The sequence below is a fragment of the Verrucomicrobiota bacterium genome (genome assembly GCA_019247695.1).
In the GTDB taxonomy this organism is placed as follows: Bacteria; Verrucomicrobiota; Verrucomicrobiia; order Chthoniobacterales; family JAFAMB01; genus JAFBAP01.
This window is the reverse complement of the sequence record JAFBAP010000016.1, coordinates 20,797-35,476: the sequence shown is the minus strand read 5'-3', so window position 1 is coordinate 35,476 and position 14,680 is coordinate 20,797. Positions and strand designations below refer to the sequence as shown.

Annotated in this window: 11 protein-coding genes; 3 read left to right on the top strand and 8 right to left on the bottom strand. The window is 61.2% G+C overall.

From position 1 onward, the window contains the following. Nucleotides 1-99: 99 nt before the first annotated feature. From JO015_01705 to JO015_01695, 3 genes are all read right to left on the bottom strand, one after another. Entirely contained in the window at nt 100-1,605 is a 1,506-nt protein-coding gene (locus JO015_01705) for an alpha-N-arabinofuranosidase (protein MBV9997805.1), read from the bottom strand. Between the two features lie 188 nt (nt 1,606-1,793). Continuing rightward, a complete protein-coding gene (locus tag JO015_01700; protein MBV9997804.1) occupies nt 1,794-2,552 on the bottom strand; it encodes a putative 4-mercaptohistidine N1-methyltransferase in 759 nt (252 codons plus the stop codon). A 60-nt stretch (nt 2,553-2,612) separates the two neighbouring features. Then, nucleotides 2,613-3,782, bottom strand: coding sequence for a hypothetical protein (locus tag JO015_01695; protein MBV9997803.1), 1,170 nt, complete (start codon nt 3,780-3,782; stop codon nt 2,613-2,615). Between the two features lie 574 nt (nt 3,783-4,356). On the opposite strand from JO015_01695, the gene aroC reads away from it, so the two are divergent. From aroC to gatB, 3 genes are all read left to right on the top strand, one after another. Further along, on the top strand, nt 4,357-5,442 hold the full coding sequence (gene aroC, locus JO015_01690) for a chorismate synthase (protein ID MBV9997802.1): 1,086 nt from the start codon (nt 4,357-4,359) through the stop codon (nt 5,440-5,442). A gap of 11 nt (nt 5,443-5,453) precedes the next feature. Further along, nucleotides 5,454-6,293 (top strand): hypothetical protein, encoded by an 840-nt coding sequence (locus JO015_01685; protein MBV9997801.1) that lies wholly within the window; start codon nt 5,454-5,456, stop codon nt 6,291-6,293. Between the two features lie 300 nt (nt 6,294-6,593). Then, nucleotides 6,594-8,051, top strand: a complete 1,458-nt coding sequence (gatB, locus tag JO015_01680) for an Asp-tRNA(Asn)/Glu-tRNA(Gln) amidotransferase subunit GatB (GenBank protein MBV9997800.1) — start codon at nt 6,594-6,596, stop codon at nt 8,049-8,051. Between the two features lie 72 nt (nt 8,052-8,123). Here the strand turns inward: gatB and JO015_01675 are convergent, their stop codons facing one another. From JO015_01675 to JO015_01655, 5 genes are all read right to left on the bottom strand, one after another. Further along, entirely contained in the window at nt 8,124-10,772 is a 2,649-nt protein-coding gene (locus JO015_01675; GenBank protein MBV9997799.1) for a M1 family metallopeptidase, read from the bottom strand. Between the two features lie 293 nt (nt 10,773-11,065). Next, a complete protein-coding gene (locus tag JO015_01670) occupies nt 11,066-11,506 on the bottom strand; it encodes a 23S rRNA (pseudouridine(1915)-N(3))-methyltransferase RlmH (protein ID MBV9997798.1) in 441 nt (146 codons plus the stop codon). Further along, nucleotides 11,503-12,612 (bottom strand): Lrp/AsnC family transcriptional regulator, encoded by a 1,110-nt coding sequence (locus tag JO015_01665; protein ID MBV9997797.1) that lies wholly within the window; start codon nt 12,610-12,612, stop codon nt 11,503-11,505. Before JO015_01665 ends, JO015_01670 begins: the two co-directional genes overlap by 4 nt. Nucleotides 12,613-12,785: 173 nt before the next feature. Beyond that, the gene (locus JO015_01660; GenBank protein MBV9997796.1) at nt 12,786-13,124 is read right to left on the bottom strand and encodes a P-II family nitrogen regulator; all 339 of its coding nucleotides are present in this window, start codon (nt 13,122-13,124) and stop codon (nt 12,786-12,788) included. Between the two features lie 56 nt (nt 13,125-13,180). Further along, nucleotides 13,181-14,659, bottom strand: coding sequence for an ammonium transporter (locus JO015_01655; protein ID MBV9997795.1), 1,479 nt, complete (start codon nt 14,657-14,659; stop codon nt 13,181-13,183). Between the last annotated feature and the right edge of the window lie 21 nt (nt 14,660-14,680).

Genomic DNA, 14,680 nt, shown 5'->3' with positions numbered 1-14,680 from the left:
GAATCTGGATGTTGGAACTTTTGGGCTGAGAGAGCAAGGCCCTGCAGTCGTCAAACGCGTTACTTTTCCTTAATTTAAATTTTCTCTAATTTTCCCTAATTAATAGGACAACGTCAGCATCGCCCATGAGAGCGGACGCAGGCTGGCCAGGACGGCGTCACCCTTGACGGTAAAGTCCTCGTAAGGGGCCGGCTGAACCGCGTTGGGCGTTTTCAAAGTATTCGTCGCCAGCAAATCATCTCCGAAGATCTGCAGGCCGTTACCGCGGGTGAGGGCTGGAAACCCGCGCAACGCGACGCTCACTTCCAGCGGCTTGGACGTTTCACGGTTCAACATGAAAAGAACCACGGTTTTGCGGTCTGCATCGTGCACCGCGGTGGCGATCACGTGGTCGATCAAACCCGCCGTTCTCGTCTCTACCTGCGTGGATTGAATTTTCGTCCGGAGGACGGTTCCGCGCGCATTCTGAGCGACGAGTTTGAACGGGTGAAAAATCGTCTGCCGCCAGGCCGCTCCGCCCGGCTCGGTAAAGATGGGCCCGATCACGTTAACCAACTGGGCCAGGCAAGCCGACTTGACCCTGTCCGCGTGGTTCAGCAGGGTGATAAGGGCGCCCCCGACCATCAGGGCATCCTGCAGGTCGTAAATTTCTTCGAGCAGCCGCGGGGCTTCAGGCCATCCGGGTAACGCGCGGTCTCGGGGTTCGCGCGCTTTGTACCACACGTTCCATTCGTCGAATGAGAGCATGATCCGCTTCGCGGCCCTGTGCTTGGCCCGGACCGCGTCACAGACCGCCAGGGTATCCTGGATGTACCGGTCCATGATGTCGGCGCTGGCCAGGAACTCCTGCACGTCCTTGTACGGGTTCTTGTAGTACATATGCAGCGAGACAAAATCCGCCACCTCGTAGGCGTGGTTCAGCACCTCGTACTCCCACTCGCCGAACGTCGGCATGAACGGCTCGGAAGATCCGCAGGCCGATACCTCGATGGTTGGATCCACCCATTTCATCAGTGTTGCCGTACTTTTCGCGATGCGCCCGTACTCGGTGGCGGTTTTCTGACCGATCTGCCAGGGCCCATCCATTTCGTTGCCGAGACACCAAAACTTAACGGCATGCGGATCTTTGTAGCCGTGCGTGGCGCGGAGGTCACTCAGAGCGGTTCCCCCCGGATGGTTACAGTACTCCAGGTAAGCGCGTGCCTCATCGGGACCACGCGTGCCCAGGTTGACGCCGAGCATCGGTTCGGTGCCGGCCAGTTTGCACCAGTCGATAAATTCGTTGGTTCCGAACGTATTGGGTTCGGTGGTGAACCAGGCGAGATCGAGCTGGCGCGGCCGTTCTGAAACGGGGCCGACGCCGTCTTCCCAGCGGTAGCCCGACATGAAATTACCCCCGGGATAACGGATGATCGTCGGGCCGAGTTCTCGAACCAATTCGAGCACGTCGCGTCGAAAGCCGCGGGCGTCGGCGGTGGGATGACCCGGTTCGAAAATGCCGGTGTACACGCACCGACCCAGGTGTTCGACAAAAGAACCAAATAGACGCCGGTCAACCTGCGACACGATAAAATCGGCATCGATAACAATCTCGACGTTGCTCATGACGGAAAAGTTCGGTGGGGGTGAGGAGATGACAGGGCTGATTATACAATCTTGCTATACCTCCTTCTAACGCTAATGAAAATTAATGGGGCGACTCCTGGACGCGGCGTCGGGAACTCTGCCGCCCGCGCGTAAGGTGCCGCGAGGCGCGTGTCACCCGCTGAATGGCGTCCGTAAGGAATTGCGAGTCACCCGTCCCGCCGCCACACGGAGGCTTGCGCCACGCTCCACTGGTACTTTCGAGCGTGTTCGCGGATGAGAAACGGGAGGTCCGCGGTGTGAAGCAGTCTGCAGCCGGGCTCCAGGAGGGTGCGCAGGGACGCGAGGGTTTCAAGCCGTCGCCCTTGGGAATCGAGCTTCCCACCCAACCAGGCGTCAGCGGGTGTGAAATCGGGAAGCCAGGTGTACGGCGAAGCGACGATCAGCGTGCCGCCCGGCCGGAGATACCGCACGCAGTTCTGAAGCAGGCTTTGGGGTGATCGGACCCGGTCAAGCAGGTTTGCCGCCAGAACCACGTCGAAGGTGCCGAGGCGGGGATCGTGGAGCGTCGCGTCACCGGTTTGAAACCGGCACCGGTGACGGTCAAGGCCGGCCGGCAGTGAACGCCGTAACGGGGTGGCGACGGTGCCTTCCTCGAGCCGGAAGAAACTGATCTCGCCCTCTCGCTGCATCGTCCGGGCCGCGTGGATAAAGTTTTGTGAAAGATCAATGCCGATGGCTTCTCCGGCATAGCGGGCCAGCTCAAACGTGGAACGACCGACTGCGCACCCGAGATCCAGGGCGCGCGCGGGTTCCACGAAGAATGACGTGAATGCCGTAACGCAACGGACCGGGTAAAAGAGGGCATCCTGCGGGCCGAACGGAAAAGGCAGTTGGTCCTCCGCCGTTCCGTAATGGAAAAGGAGGTATTGCTGGAGGAGAACGTCGGTTTCGTAGATCGACGGCATAACCTGCAACGGGATTTTCCGGCGTAGCCGGAAAATCCCGTTGCGTTTCGGACAGAACGCTCAGCTGGCGAGCAGCAGGCCGGCCATGTAAGCGGCGGGCATAAAATCCTCGATCAGGACCACCGTCTCGCCGTTGCGATGCATGCGCACCTGCGGCACCTGGACTTCCGGCGTCTTGTGCGGCGCGAACAGGATGTCGTCGTGCGTGGCGTTCCTGGCGTCGTGAAATTTATCCGGCGTGAGATGCCCGCCCAGGTGATCGCTTCGCCCGGTCGCAATGTGCATCGTACCGAGAATCTTCTCATCCTGGATATCCCGGCCCGAGACGGGCAGGAGTTGCGTGCCGAACCCAAGTTCGCCGATTTCGCCGGCTGCAGGGTCACCGGCGATTTTTCGGCGGTGCGCCTCTACCGTTTCAGGGTTGCCGCTCAACAACCTGGCGTCCACGACGCGCCCTTCCGCCACCGTCATGATCGCGAGGGTGCCGTCCTCGTACTTGAGAGGGAACCGGCCGGAGGCACCGGTGGGCACGTAGTAAATCTCGCCCGCAGGCAGATTGGCGATGTCGGGTCCGCCGCGACACAAACCATGGCTCTTCTGCGCCTCTTGATTACCCAGGTCGAGGTGAAGGGTGAGCCTCTCGCCCTGGACTACAAAATCGATCTCGGCCCAATCGGCCTTGGTCATGCCCGAACGCAACTTCTCCGCGTTCCTGCTGACCTCATTGTAATCCACCGCCAGGCCGGAACGCAGAATCGTTTGGTTCACCCCGTGCAAGGTGGCGCCCCTGAACCCGTACCGTTTGGCAAAAGCGGTCAGCGGAGCCGTGGCCGAGTACGTGGAAATGCAGAGGATCAGGTCGTAACGGGGATAGATATCCTTCTCCAGGCTGAGTTCCCTCCCTTCCGAATCTACGGCCAGGTCCGGCAGTTCAAGGTTGCTGCCGCCCGTGATCTTGTAGGCATACATGGCGCCGCCGGTCAGGCCCAATTCCGCGAGCACGCCATTCTTCAGACTCTGATAAAAGTTGTCATAAGCATGCCGCTGAATGGCCAGATCCGGGTTTTTCAGGAACTTGAACCCTTGGAGGTCGTGCGGGTCTTCCAGGTCGATCAGAATCGCAATCCGCTCCCCCGGCTTCGGATTAAAAACGGTCTTGAGCAGGCGTGATAAACTGAACGGCGGAAAGCTTTCAGGAACCGTCAGTCTGGGCTCGGCAGTCATCGTCATAAGGAATTATCCTTTCAGGGGTATAATCATGGGCCCGATCGGTCACCGTGCAAGTTACAAATGGGTGTCGGGTGTCGGGTAGAGTTTGGGGTTCGGGGTTCGGGGTTCGGAGTTCGGTCACACGGCGGCCACAGCGGAAGAAAGCGGGCACAACGTAAGAGTTCACACGGCGACCACGGCGGAACACGGCGACCACGGCGGGAAGAGGAAGAGGGGTTCGGAGTTCGGGGTTCGGAGGCGTCGTAGAACCGGGTCCGATCTCCCCCCGAGGTCAGGCTCACCCGGTGGGAAAACGAAACGATCCGAAGAACCTGCAGAAGAACGCAGAACAGGATCCAGCAATCCCGAACTTGACACGAGCAGCTGGCACCCATGATGCCGCTCCGAACTCCGAGCCCCGAACTCCGAACTCTTTCCCCCCTCTTCCCGCCGTGGTCGCCGTGGCTCGCCGTGGTCGCCGTGTGAACTCTTACGTTGTGCCCGCTTTCTTCCGTTGTGCCCGCCGTGTGACCGTGTGATTCTTTTACGCTTGTGACATTTTGACGGCTTCGGGCTAAACTGATGGCTCGCTTTCATGTCTTCCCAGTTTGGAGTTCTTTTCCGGGTTGCGACCTGGGGTGAGTCCCACGGCGGGGGCGTCGGCGTCGTCATTGACGGGTGCCCGGCGCAAATTCCTCTCGGGCCTGAAGATCTTCAGGCTGATCTGGACCGGCGACGTCCCGGGCAAAGTGAGATTGTCACACCCCGGGCGGAAGCCGACCGCTGCGAAATTCTGTCCGGCGTATTCGAGGGCCGCACGCTCGGTACGCCGATTGCCGTCCTGGTTCGCAACACGGACGCGCGCCCGGAGGCTTACCGCGAGATGGAACACGCGTTTCGGCCCAGTCACGCCGACTACACCTACCAGGCGAAGTACGGGATTCGGAACTGGCAGGGCGGGGGACGGTCTTCGGCCCGTGAGACGATCGGGCGAGTTGCCGCCGGTGCGATCGCGAAGAAGGTGTTGCGCACCCATTTACCGGCGTTTGAGACGGTGGCATTCGTGCAAAGCGTGCATCGGATCGAAGCGCAGGTTGATCCCGGATCGGTCACGAGCGCCGAGGTTGAGCGATCCATCGTGCGTTGTCCTGACCCGGAAACATCGGAACGGATGATTACGCTCATCAAACAGATGCGCAAAGAGGGTAATTCGGTGGGCGGCGTGGTGTCCTGCGTGATCCGCGGCGTGCCGCCCGGGCTGGGTGAACCCGTCTTCGACCGGTTGGAAGCGGATCTGGCCAAGGCCATGCTCAGCTTGCCGGCCACGAAAGGATTCGAGGTCGGTTCGGGTTTTGCCGGTTCCCTGATGACGGGGGCGGAGCACAATGATGCGTTCGAAATGCGCGCGGGCCAGGTGCGGACTGCGACGAACCGTTCCGGCGGCGTGCAGGGCGGCATCAGCAACGGGGAAGACATCGTGTTCCGGGTTGCCTTCAAGCCGACCGCCACCATCCTGCGGCCCCAATCGACGGTGAATGATCAGGGACAGGAGGTGCAATTGGCGGCCCGCGGGCGCCATGATCCCTGCGTGTTGCCGAGGGCCGTGCCGATGGTGGAGGCGATGGCGGCGCTGGTACTCTGTGACCATTGGCTGCGGCAACGGGCCCAAAATATGACCTGACCCGGACGTCCGTGACTCCAACGCCCGATCCTCATTGGCAGGCCGGTTGCATGCTCGTGCTCGCCTTCTGGTGCCTCGTTTCACTGGTTCGCGGCTGGGCAAACGGGCCCTTGCGGCTGCTGGTGAAACCGGCGGCGCTGCTTCTGACGTGGATCGTGGTGCATACGTTTGGCGCGACCGCCGCCGGCCTGGTGGCGAGATCAACCGGTTGGCCCGCACCTGTATCCTCCCTGGTGGGAGCCGGCGCCCTTGCCTTCGTCGGTTACCAGGTCCTGTACTTGATCGGACGAACCGTCTTCAAACGCACCCGCGACTACGCGGAGCCGCTCACCCGAACCATCTTCGGCGTCACCGGCGGTCTGTTGGGTCTGGCGTTCGGCTTGTTCTGGGTCTGGGCCGTAGTGCTGCTGATCCGGCTCACCGGCCACTTTGCAGCTGAGCAGTCAGCCGGTGCTCTGGCGCACGGTTTGGCGCCTGACCCGTGGGTGACCAACGCGGTTCGCCTCCAGGCTTCGATTGAATCCGTCCTTGGCAAATCGCTTGTGGACGCCTGCGACCCGGTGCCGCGACAGGTGTATCAACGGCTGGATCAGATCGCCCGGGTGATCGCCAGCCCGATTGCTCTGGAGAGGTTGATGACCTACCCGGGCTTCCAGCGGGCCTGGGATGATCCCCAGGTCCGCGCGCTCGCCGCCGACCCCGCTGTCGCCCGTGCCCTGGAGCGCGGCGACTTCTGGGCGGTGCTGGCCAACCCGAGGCTCTGGGACCTGCTGAACCGCCCGGACTGGCGGGAAATCTTTTCCGGCCCGCAGTTCGACGCCGCCCTGCGGTATGCGCTGGAGGAAAGGTAAGTTCGGTCGCACGGCGGGCACAGCGATTAGGCGGGCACGACGACGGAGTTCACACGGCGAACACGGCGGGGAGAAGGGGAAAGCGTTCGGAGTTCGGGGTTCGGGGTTCGGAGCGGCAGAGAATGCCACAAATGAAGAGGCGCCGCGGGCCGTCGCCTTAATCTGTGTCAATCTGTGTAATCTGTGGATGATCCTGTCTTCCCGCCGTGGCGCCGCGTGATTCTTCTCCGCTGGACCCGTCGGCTGATGAAACGCCTTTCAATCTGTGTAATCTGTGGATCGCTGGTTTCGAGTCGAGAAATGAAAAGTGATTATGCCGCCACGATCGGTCTGGAGGTGCACGTCCAGCTCAAGACCAAAAGCAAGATGTTCTGCGGGTGCAAGGTGGAGTACGGCGCCGAGCCCAACGTTTATACGTGCCCGGTCTGCCTGGGCTTGCCCGGCGCCCTGCCGGTGATGAACCTGGAGGCATTAAAGCTCACGGCGCTTACCGGGCTCCTGTTGAAGTGCCGGATCGCGCCGGTCTGTAACTTCGACCGCAAGAATTATTATTACCCGGACATGCCGAAGAACTACCAGATCTCGCAGTATGCCCTGCCGATCGGCGAGCAAGGCGAAGTGCCGTTGTATGATCTGGCGTACCCGAAGGATGCGCAGAAAAACATCGCCAACCCGGGTAAAAGCGTCCGGCTTACCCGGATCCACCTTGAGGAGGACGTGGCCAAGAGTTTCCATTTTGAAACCAGCACCGGAATCGATTTCAACCGGGCCGGCACACCGCTCATGGAGATTGTTTCGCAGCCGGACATCGAATCTCCGGAGGAGGCGTTCGCTTACCTGACTTCACTGAAACAGGCACTGATTCACGGCGGGGTGAGTGACGCTGACATGGAAAAAGGGCAACTCCGTTGTGACGTGAATGTGTCCGTGCGAAAACATGCCGACGCCGCGTACGGGGCTAAGATCGAGCTTAAGAACCTGAACTCGATCAGCGGGGTGCGCCGTGCGCTTGCGTTCGAGATCAACCGCCAGATCGAAGCTCGTGAACGGGGGGAAACGCTTCGCCAGGAAACGCGCCGGTGGGACGACGATCTTGGCGAGACCACCCTCATGCGCACCAAGGAATCGGCTCACGATTACCGCTACTTTCCGGATCCCGATCTTTTGCCGGTCAGGACGGAAGTGTTTATGGATGAGGTGCGTTCGCGTTTGCCGGAGACACCCTGGGAGAAGCGTGAACGGTTCGTAAAAGATTATGGGGTCAGCGCGTACGACGCGGGCGTTCTGGCCGATGACGTGGCGCTCTCGGCCTATTTTGAAGCTGCAGCGCGCGGTTCGGCGCGGCCGAAGTCGGTTGCCAACTACGTCATCAACGATCTGTTGAGCGCGTTGGGCGCGGCAGACAAAAGCGTGGAGCAATCGCCGGTCAAGCCCGAGGACCTGAACGCGCTGGTGACGTTGATTGACGAAGGCAGGATCAACAGCAAGCAGGGCAAAGACGTCTTCGCGGAGATGTTCGCCACCGGCGTCGATCCGCATACGATCGTGCGTCAGAAAGGGTTGCAGCAGGAGAGCAACCTCGGGGCGATCGAGGCGCTCTGTCAGGAAGTCATCGCGGCCAATCCCAAGGTCGTGGAGGATTACCGGGGCGGTAAATCAGCTTCGATCAATTTCCTTAAGGGCCAGGTCATGAAACTTTCCAAGGGGAAAGCCAATCCGGCGCTCGTGGGAGAAGCGTTGCAAAGGCTGTTATCGTAGCTACCCGGGGCGGCTCGGGCGAGTCCCGGGTGCCGGGGAGCCTGGATGCCCGCCGGCGCTATGCACGCGTCGTTATCCGCCGAGGGTGCCGGGGGTGGAGTCCGGTGCTTTGCCGCTGAGCCGTTTGTTGACCCAAGCGTCCAGGGCGGGCTCAATGGCAGCCTCCAAATCCACCTTGAGGTCGTGCAACATCAGCGCGTCGCTGAGGCGGGAACTCGGGATCACGCCGGAAAAGTTTTGCGCGGCGCTCAGAAACTCCTGGCGAAATTGCGGGGTGTTAAGACCAAACGCGAGTGCGCTGACCAGATCTCCGTTGCGCCAAAGTTCGGCGTTTTCGAGCAGGTCCGGCCGGCCCTTGAGGTAACGCCACACGAGATCGGCGTGTTCACCTGCCTTGGCGACATTTGCCAGGATAATGGTGAATGAGGCCAGGTTCATGTTGGGGAGCGCCGCCTCCTGTTCGAGGAACATGCTGACCAGGTCCGGGTCCAGGGCGGCTCCGAGCGCGTCAAGGCAAAGCTGCTTGTCCGCCGGGGACGATTCCTTCCGGGCAAGCTCCTGAAGCGCCTTGAACGTACCGTCGGAGGAATACCGTCCCACCAGCCGGAGCACGGTTCCCTTCAGACTTGGCGGAACGGCGGCCGGATCCTTTTGCAGCGCCTCAAACCGGCGAAAGGCTTCATCGATAATGGCGCGGTCGCCGAAGTGTCCAAGCGTTTCGATCAGGTCCGCTCGTTCCTGGCTGCGCTCGGCCGGTTCACCGGCGACCGGTTCCCAGCCGAGGCGCTCGAACCGGTCACCCAGCAAGGTGCACACGCAGCTCTGGAACCGTTCTCGCCCGCTGTCGCCCGTTTCTATCTGGTCCAATGCGATGAGGGCGTGGCGAATGGCTCTCCAGACATTCAAGCTGCGGTCGTCGCGCCAACGATCAACCAAGTCCATGAAAACGGACACCGGCGTGCGTTGGGTCTGCACCGTTGCAAAAACGTCGGACAACAGGTTGACCCGGTCGCTTTCGTCAAGAAGATCCGAACGTTTTTCGAGATCCCCGACCAGGGCGGGTTCGTACCAGATCCGGAAATAGCCGAGCGCGCCGGGATTCGCCTTGATCGCCGCTTGGCAATGACCCGTCTCGAAGTTCTCCGTGACCTTCTGAAGGAGGGCGTACCGGGTTCGTTCGGCCGGAGCCACGTTCAGAATACCGACCGGAATGGTCCATTGTTCCGGTTCACCCGCGGCTGCCTCCTGCCGGAGGGTCAATCGCATCTGCTCCAGGCTGACGATGCGCCGGTCGTTAATGCATTGGGAGGTAATCTTGACCAGCGGTAAGCCGGGCTGCGTAAACCACCGCGCGGCCCACACCGCCACCTCGCGATTCGATTTGCTGTCGATCGACGACCAGAAATCCTGGCTCTGCGCCGTGCGAAGCGCGTACGAAACCAAAAACGATTTCAGCCCGTCATGAAACGCGGCCTCGCCCACGAACGCCTCAATCATCCTCAGCAGGCGTTCCGTTTTCAACGGGGCGTAGCCTTCATAGGCCTGGAACGCTTCCTGCGGCGAGTGAATCGGGCGCTGGATCGGCTGGCTGCCGTCACCGGCGTCGTTGAGCATCAGGTCGTCCAGTTGCGGGGTTTGCGCGAGCCAGAACTTCCAGTCCGGGTGGAAGTGTTCGGTTGCCTTGGCCTGTATCCAGGAGGCCAGTCCCTTTCCGAGCCAAAGGTCGCTCCACGACGCAAAGCCGACGAACGCCCCGAGCCATTGCTGCGCCATGGCGCGTGCGATCTGTTCAAAGACCACCCTTTCCTGCGCCAGGGTGGTTTGCCCGGGACTTAATAAAACCGTGCCGGAAGGGTACGTGACCGCGCCCCAGCCGATCGCGGTGCCGCTCCACGGGGACGGCAGGGCAACCTGGTCGAGTTTGGGAAGCGGAAAGGGCGCGTCGAAGTAATCCTCATAGTATTGCAGCAGCTGTTTGGTAAGACCCAGCGCGTATTGCGCCAGAGGCTCGCTTCCGGGCAGGGTCAGGATCCGCAGAGTCGTTGTCGGCAGATGTTCCTGGACGGCGGTCAACTCCCCGCAAACCACCGAAACCAGGTAGACCGGCATCGGGGGCGCCTCGGCAAAGATCACGACCTTATCGGTGCCGACCGGTTGCTCAGCGATCGTGGGCAGGTTGGAAACGGCCTCGTTTTTACGGGCGGTTCTGATCGAAAGTTGGATCCTGGCACGCAGGCCCGGCTGGTCAAAACAAGGGAAAACCTCACGGGCAGAACAGGGGGCGAGACGACTTGCCAGGATCGGCGGCGCGTCGGGAGCGCCGGTAGGCGGCACGAAACAGAGCCCGTGCGGTTCGCGGTGGATCTTGCCCCGGAACCTCAAGCCCAGGTGATACTCCCCTGGCGGGACCTCCTGCTCGGCAACCAGCCTCAACTGTTGCGCGACGTCGTCGGTTTCGGGTCGCAAGGCCAGTTCGCCCGAAGGGGTGCGCAACACCGCACGGCTGATCTCCAGATCCACCGCATCCAGGGTGATGTCGCGAACCGTGGCGCGGACCTGGAGTTGAATATCTTCCGCGCCTTCAAACCGCTCTGCTTCCAGATTGGGCTCCAGATGAACCAGGTAACGCAACGGAATCGCCGGCTGGCTGGTCGGCGCTGATTCAGGTTCCGACCCAGCGGCCGCTTGCGACCGGCCATACTCAGAGGAAAAGATCAACACGCATACAATAAGGATTCGCAACCGCATCGTGGACGGGGGGAGAAAGGCTTGTTGAAGAGACTTCAGGATAACACCGGCCGATGCACCAAGCCAGCGGTCGAAAGCGGGTAACTGGACATGCGTGCGAGGTACCGAAACTTGCAAGAATCGTCACAAGTGCCACAAGCGGAAAAATGCGAACCTTGGAATGAAGAGGGTATATGCCGCCGCAGGGTGTCCCGCTGCGTGCGCGTAATCTGTGTACATTGTGTTTCTTTTCCGCGTTTTTCTGCGCGTTCGCTGCGGAGGAAGCCTCACTCCCGGTGGTAAGGTTGGCCTGCCAGGATCGTGTGCGCGCGATAGATTTGTTCCAGCGCGACCAGCAACGCCAATTCGTGCGGCAAGGTCTGCCGGCTGAGTGACCAGAGTAAATCCGCCTGGGCCCGAACTTCGTCGGTGACTCCGTCAGCACCTCCGACCAGCAGGGTCACGGCCTGGGGGGAAAATAGAGCCCAGTTTTCCACTTTTGCGGCAAACTCCCGGCTGGTGAACTGGGTGCCGCGCGGATCGAGCAGGAGGCGAAGCTGACCCTTGGACGTTTCCAGCAGCGCGAGTGATTCCCGGCGCGCATCACTCGCCGGGACGATTCGCCAATCGACCCGCGCGAACCGCCGGATTCGCCTTTCGTACTCGGCGATCCCGGCGAGCGCATACGGCAGCCTGGGTTTGCCGACGGCAGCAATACGCCAGGTCACGTTCCGGAGGGGAACTGGCTGAGCCAGGCGCGGTAAACCGCCGGCGAAATCTCAGACGGCTTGATTTCCGACCGTCCGCCCCAGAAAACGTTGGTGTAAGAAACCGGGATGCCGCAAGCCTGCAGGTGTTCGTCGATCGCCTTTTTATGCTCAAGCAGGCGCGGCTTTTCCGTTCCGTGCGCCACGGCCATCACGTTCACGTTGCGGAACTCCGGGCCGGCTTCCCGCCAGTAACAATGCGTCAGGATTTCGTGACGGCCGATCTCCGAACCCGCCCTGGCTTCCAGGCCCGGCGGGACGGCCCAGTGGAACAAGGCATTGAAGCGGGTCACGCGTACCCCGGTGGAGGAGGGCTTGACGTGTTCGAGGAAGGTCGAGAACCGGCCGATCACCCCCCGGCGATTCAGGGCCTCGGCGATTTCGCAAAACGTCTCTAACGGCAGGTCGGCCTCCCGGGCCCGGGCCACCCAGGGGTGAGGCCTGATCTCGTCCGCCGTGAACTCTCGTTTGAGCGACGTAAGGACGCGCCATTCCACTTCACTCAGCTTCACAAGCTCGGTGCTGATCATTGCAGCCGGCAGATCGGCGCGAGCCCCGGGTTCGATGGTCCGGCGGCGCACGTGACCCACGCCGAGAGTAAAAATACCTTCGGCGCGCATCGTACGGAACTTTTCCGCCCCGATCACGGGGCTTAACCGGCGGCAGTGTTCCTCCAGGCTGAACCCGGCGGGCACCTTGAGCGTCGTCCAGAGGCGGTATTCGCTACCGGCCGTCTCCGCATCGGTCGACCGGATCACCACGTGGCCGGAAAAAGGGTCTTGTTGAAAGAGGAAATCGAAGGCGGAGTCAAGCTTGTGCGGAGGAACTTTCCAGGCCACCAGGGCGCCCTCGGCCAGATTGGTCGCCAGGATGGTTTGCCGGACGCGGCGGATCGTTCCCGCCGCCAGCATCAGTCGAATGCGTTCCAGGATCGTCGCCTCGGCCACTCCGCTGAGTGCGGCAATCCGTTCAAACGGTTCCCGGTGAAAGCCGGTGATCTTATCTTCGGAAACCGCGAGGATGCGCGCATTGACCGGGTCCAGGTGTTCGACGGCCGTGTACGTCATGGTGGCTCCGAGGGTATCACGGGACAGGCGCATCGCCAAGGTGCCGCAAACTCCCGCGCACCGCCGCTGCGTCCGAGAAGATCCGGGATAAGAAGGTAAGAAAGAAAAAAAGAGGCGGAGGCGCTTCCGCGCCTGCGCCCCCTTCATCCATCAGCGCCCTTTCAAGAAAATCGCTAGATCGCTTTTTCTCCAGTCTCGTCAGTGCGGATGCGAATGGCTTCCTCGATCGGATACACAAACACTTTGCCGTCACCGATTTTACCGGTCTTGGCCGCTTTCACTACCGCCGCCGTCGCCGAGTCAACCATACCGTCGGCCAAAACCACTTCGATTTTGATCTTTGGCAGGAAATCGACCGTGTACTCACTGCCGCGATAAATTTCCGTGTGACCCTTCTGGCGACCGAACCCCTTTACTTCGGTCACAGTCATGCCTTCTATGCCGAGGTCGGAGAGGGCTTCCTTTACCTCCTCCAGCTTGAATGGCTTGATGATGGCTTCGATTTTTTTCATGGGCGAAATCCGTGTTCGCAGAATGGCGATGCTGTCATTGGCTCGCTAAACTTAGGTTAACTGATATATGCCTCTTCACCGTGGTCGGAAATGTCAAGGCCGGCGGTCTCCGTGTCAGGGCTCGGCCGCAAACCGATGATGGCCTTGATCACGAACGCAATCACGGCGGTCGCAACCGTCGACAGGACGAGGGTGACGCAGACCGCCTCGACCTGCGACATGAAGAGCGGGCGGAGCAGTTCATCCTTAAGGTTGCTGTTTACTTCCTTGGTGGCCAGCAGGCCCGTCAGCAGCGCGCCCATGGTCCCGCCGACCCCGTGAACGCCGAACGTATCCAGGGCGTCGTCATACCCTAAAGCCGGTTTGAGAGCGGAAACGGCGAAGTAGGGGAGAACCGCGGCGGCGACGCCGATGATCATCGCGCCCGAAGCGTTCACGAAACCGCAAGCCGGGGTGATGACGACCAGCCCGGCGACCGCACCGGTGCAATAGCCGAGCACGCTCGCCTTGCCGCGCAGCACTTTTTCCAGCATGGCCCAGGTAAAGGCGGCTGTGGCAGTCGCAAGCGTCGTGGTCATGAAAGCGTTCGCCGCAATCCCGTCAGCCGCAACGGCGCTGCCGGCGTTAAACCCGTACCAGCCTACCCAGAGCATCCCGGTCCCGATCATGGTCAGCACCAGGTTGTGCGGCGGGATCGGTTCACGCTTGAACCCGAGCCGGGGACCGAGGATGAGGCAAAGAATCAGGGCGCTCCAGCCCGACGTCATGTGCACCACCGTTCCGCCGGCGAAGTCGATCGCCTTGATCCCCGAATTTGCGTTCGAGATGCCGTTCATGAACCCGGAGACGCCCCAGATCATGTGCGCCATCGGGAAGTAGACGAGGAACATCCAGCACAGCATGAAGAGCATGAGGGCGGAGTACTTCATGCGTTCGGCGATGGCGCCGACGATCAGCGCCGGCGTGATGATCGCGAACATCAGCTGGTACATCGAGTACACGTTCTGCGAAACCCAGTACGCGTAATCGGTGTTGGGAGAAGAATCGACGCCGTGCAGAAAGAAAAATTCGGAACCTCCGAAGAACGGGTTGTTGAAACTTTTGCCGAACACCAGGCTGTAACCGAACGCCCACCAGAGTATCGTCACCAACCCCGTGATCCCAAGGCACTGGGCGAGCACGGAGAGCACGTTCTTCTCACGCACCAAGCCGCCGTAAAACAGCGCGAGGCCCGGCAGGGTCATGAAGAGAACCAACGCAGCTGCGGTCATCATCCAGCCATTGTGGCCGGGTCCGGAGGCGGGTTGGATGGTCTTCGGCCCGGCTGAGTTGCCCAGGTAGGCCTCGAGATTCGCAACACGATCCTCCATGGTCGGGCTGGCAGCCGGTGCAGGCGACGCGGCGGGCGTGCCGGCCGTCATGGGCGTAGGCGATGGGGTCGGCGCCTGCGCCTTGCTGGACAAAGGCACCAAAAGCAGGGTTGCCGCAAAACCAGCGACGGCAAGGCCCGGCAAGTGCTTGAGAAGTTTGCGCATAGTGATTTGGGTCAGGTTTGA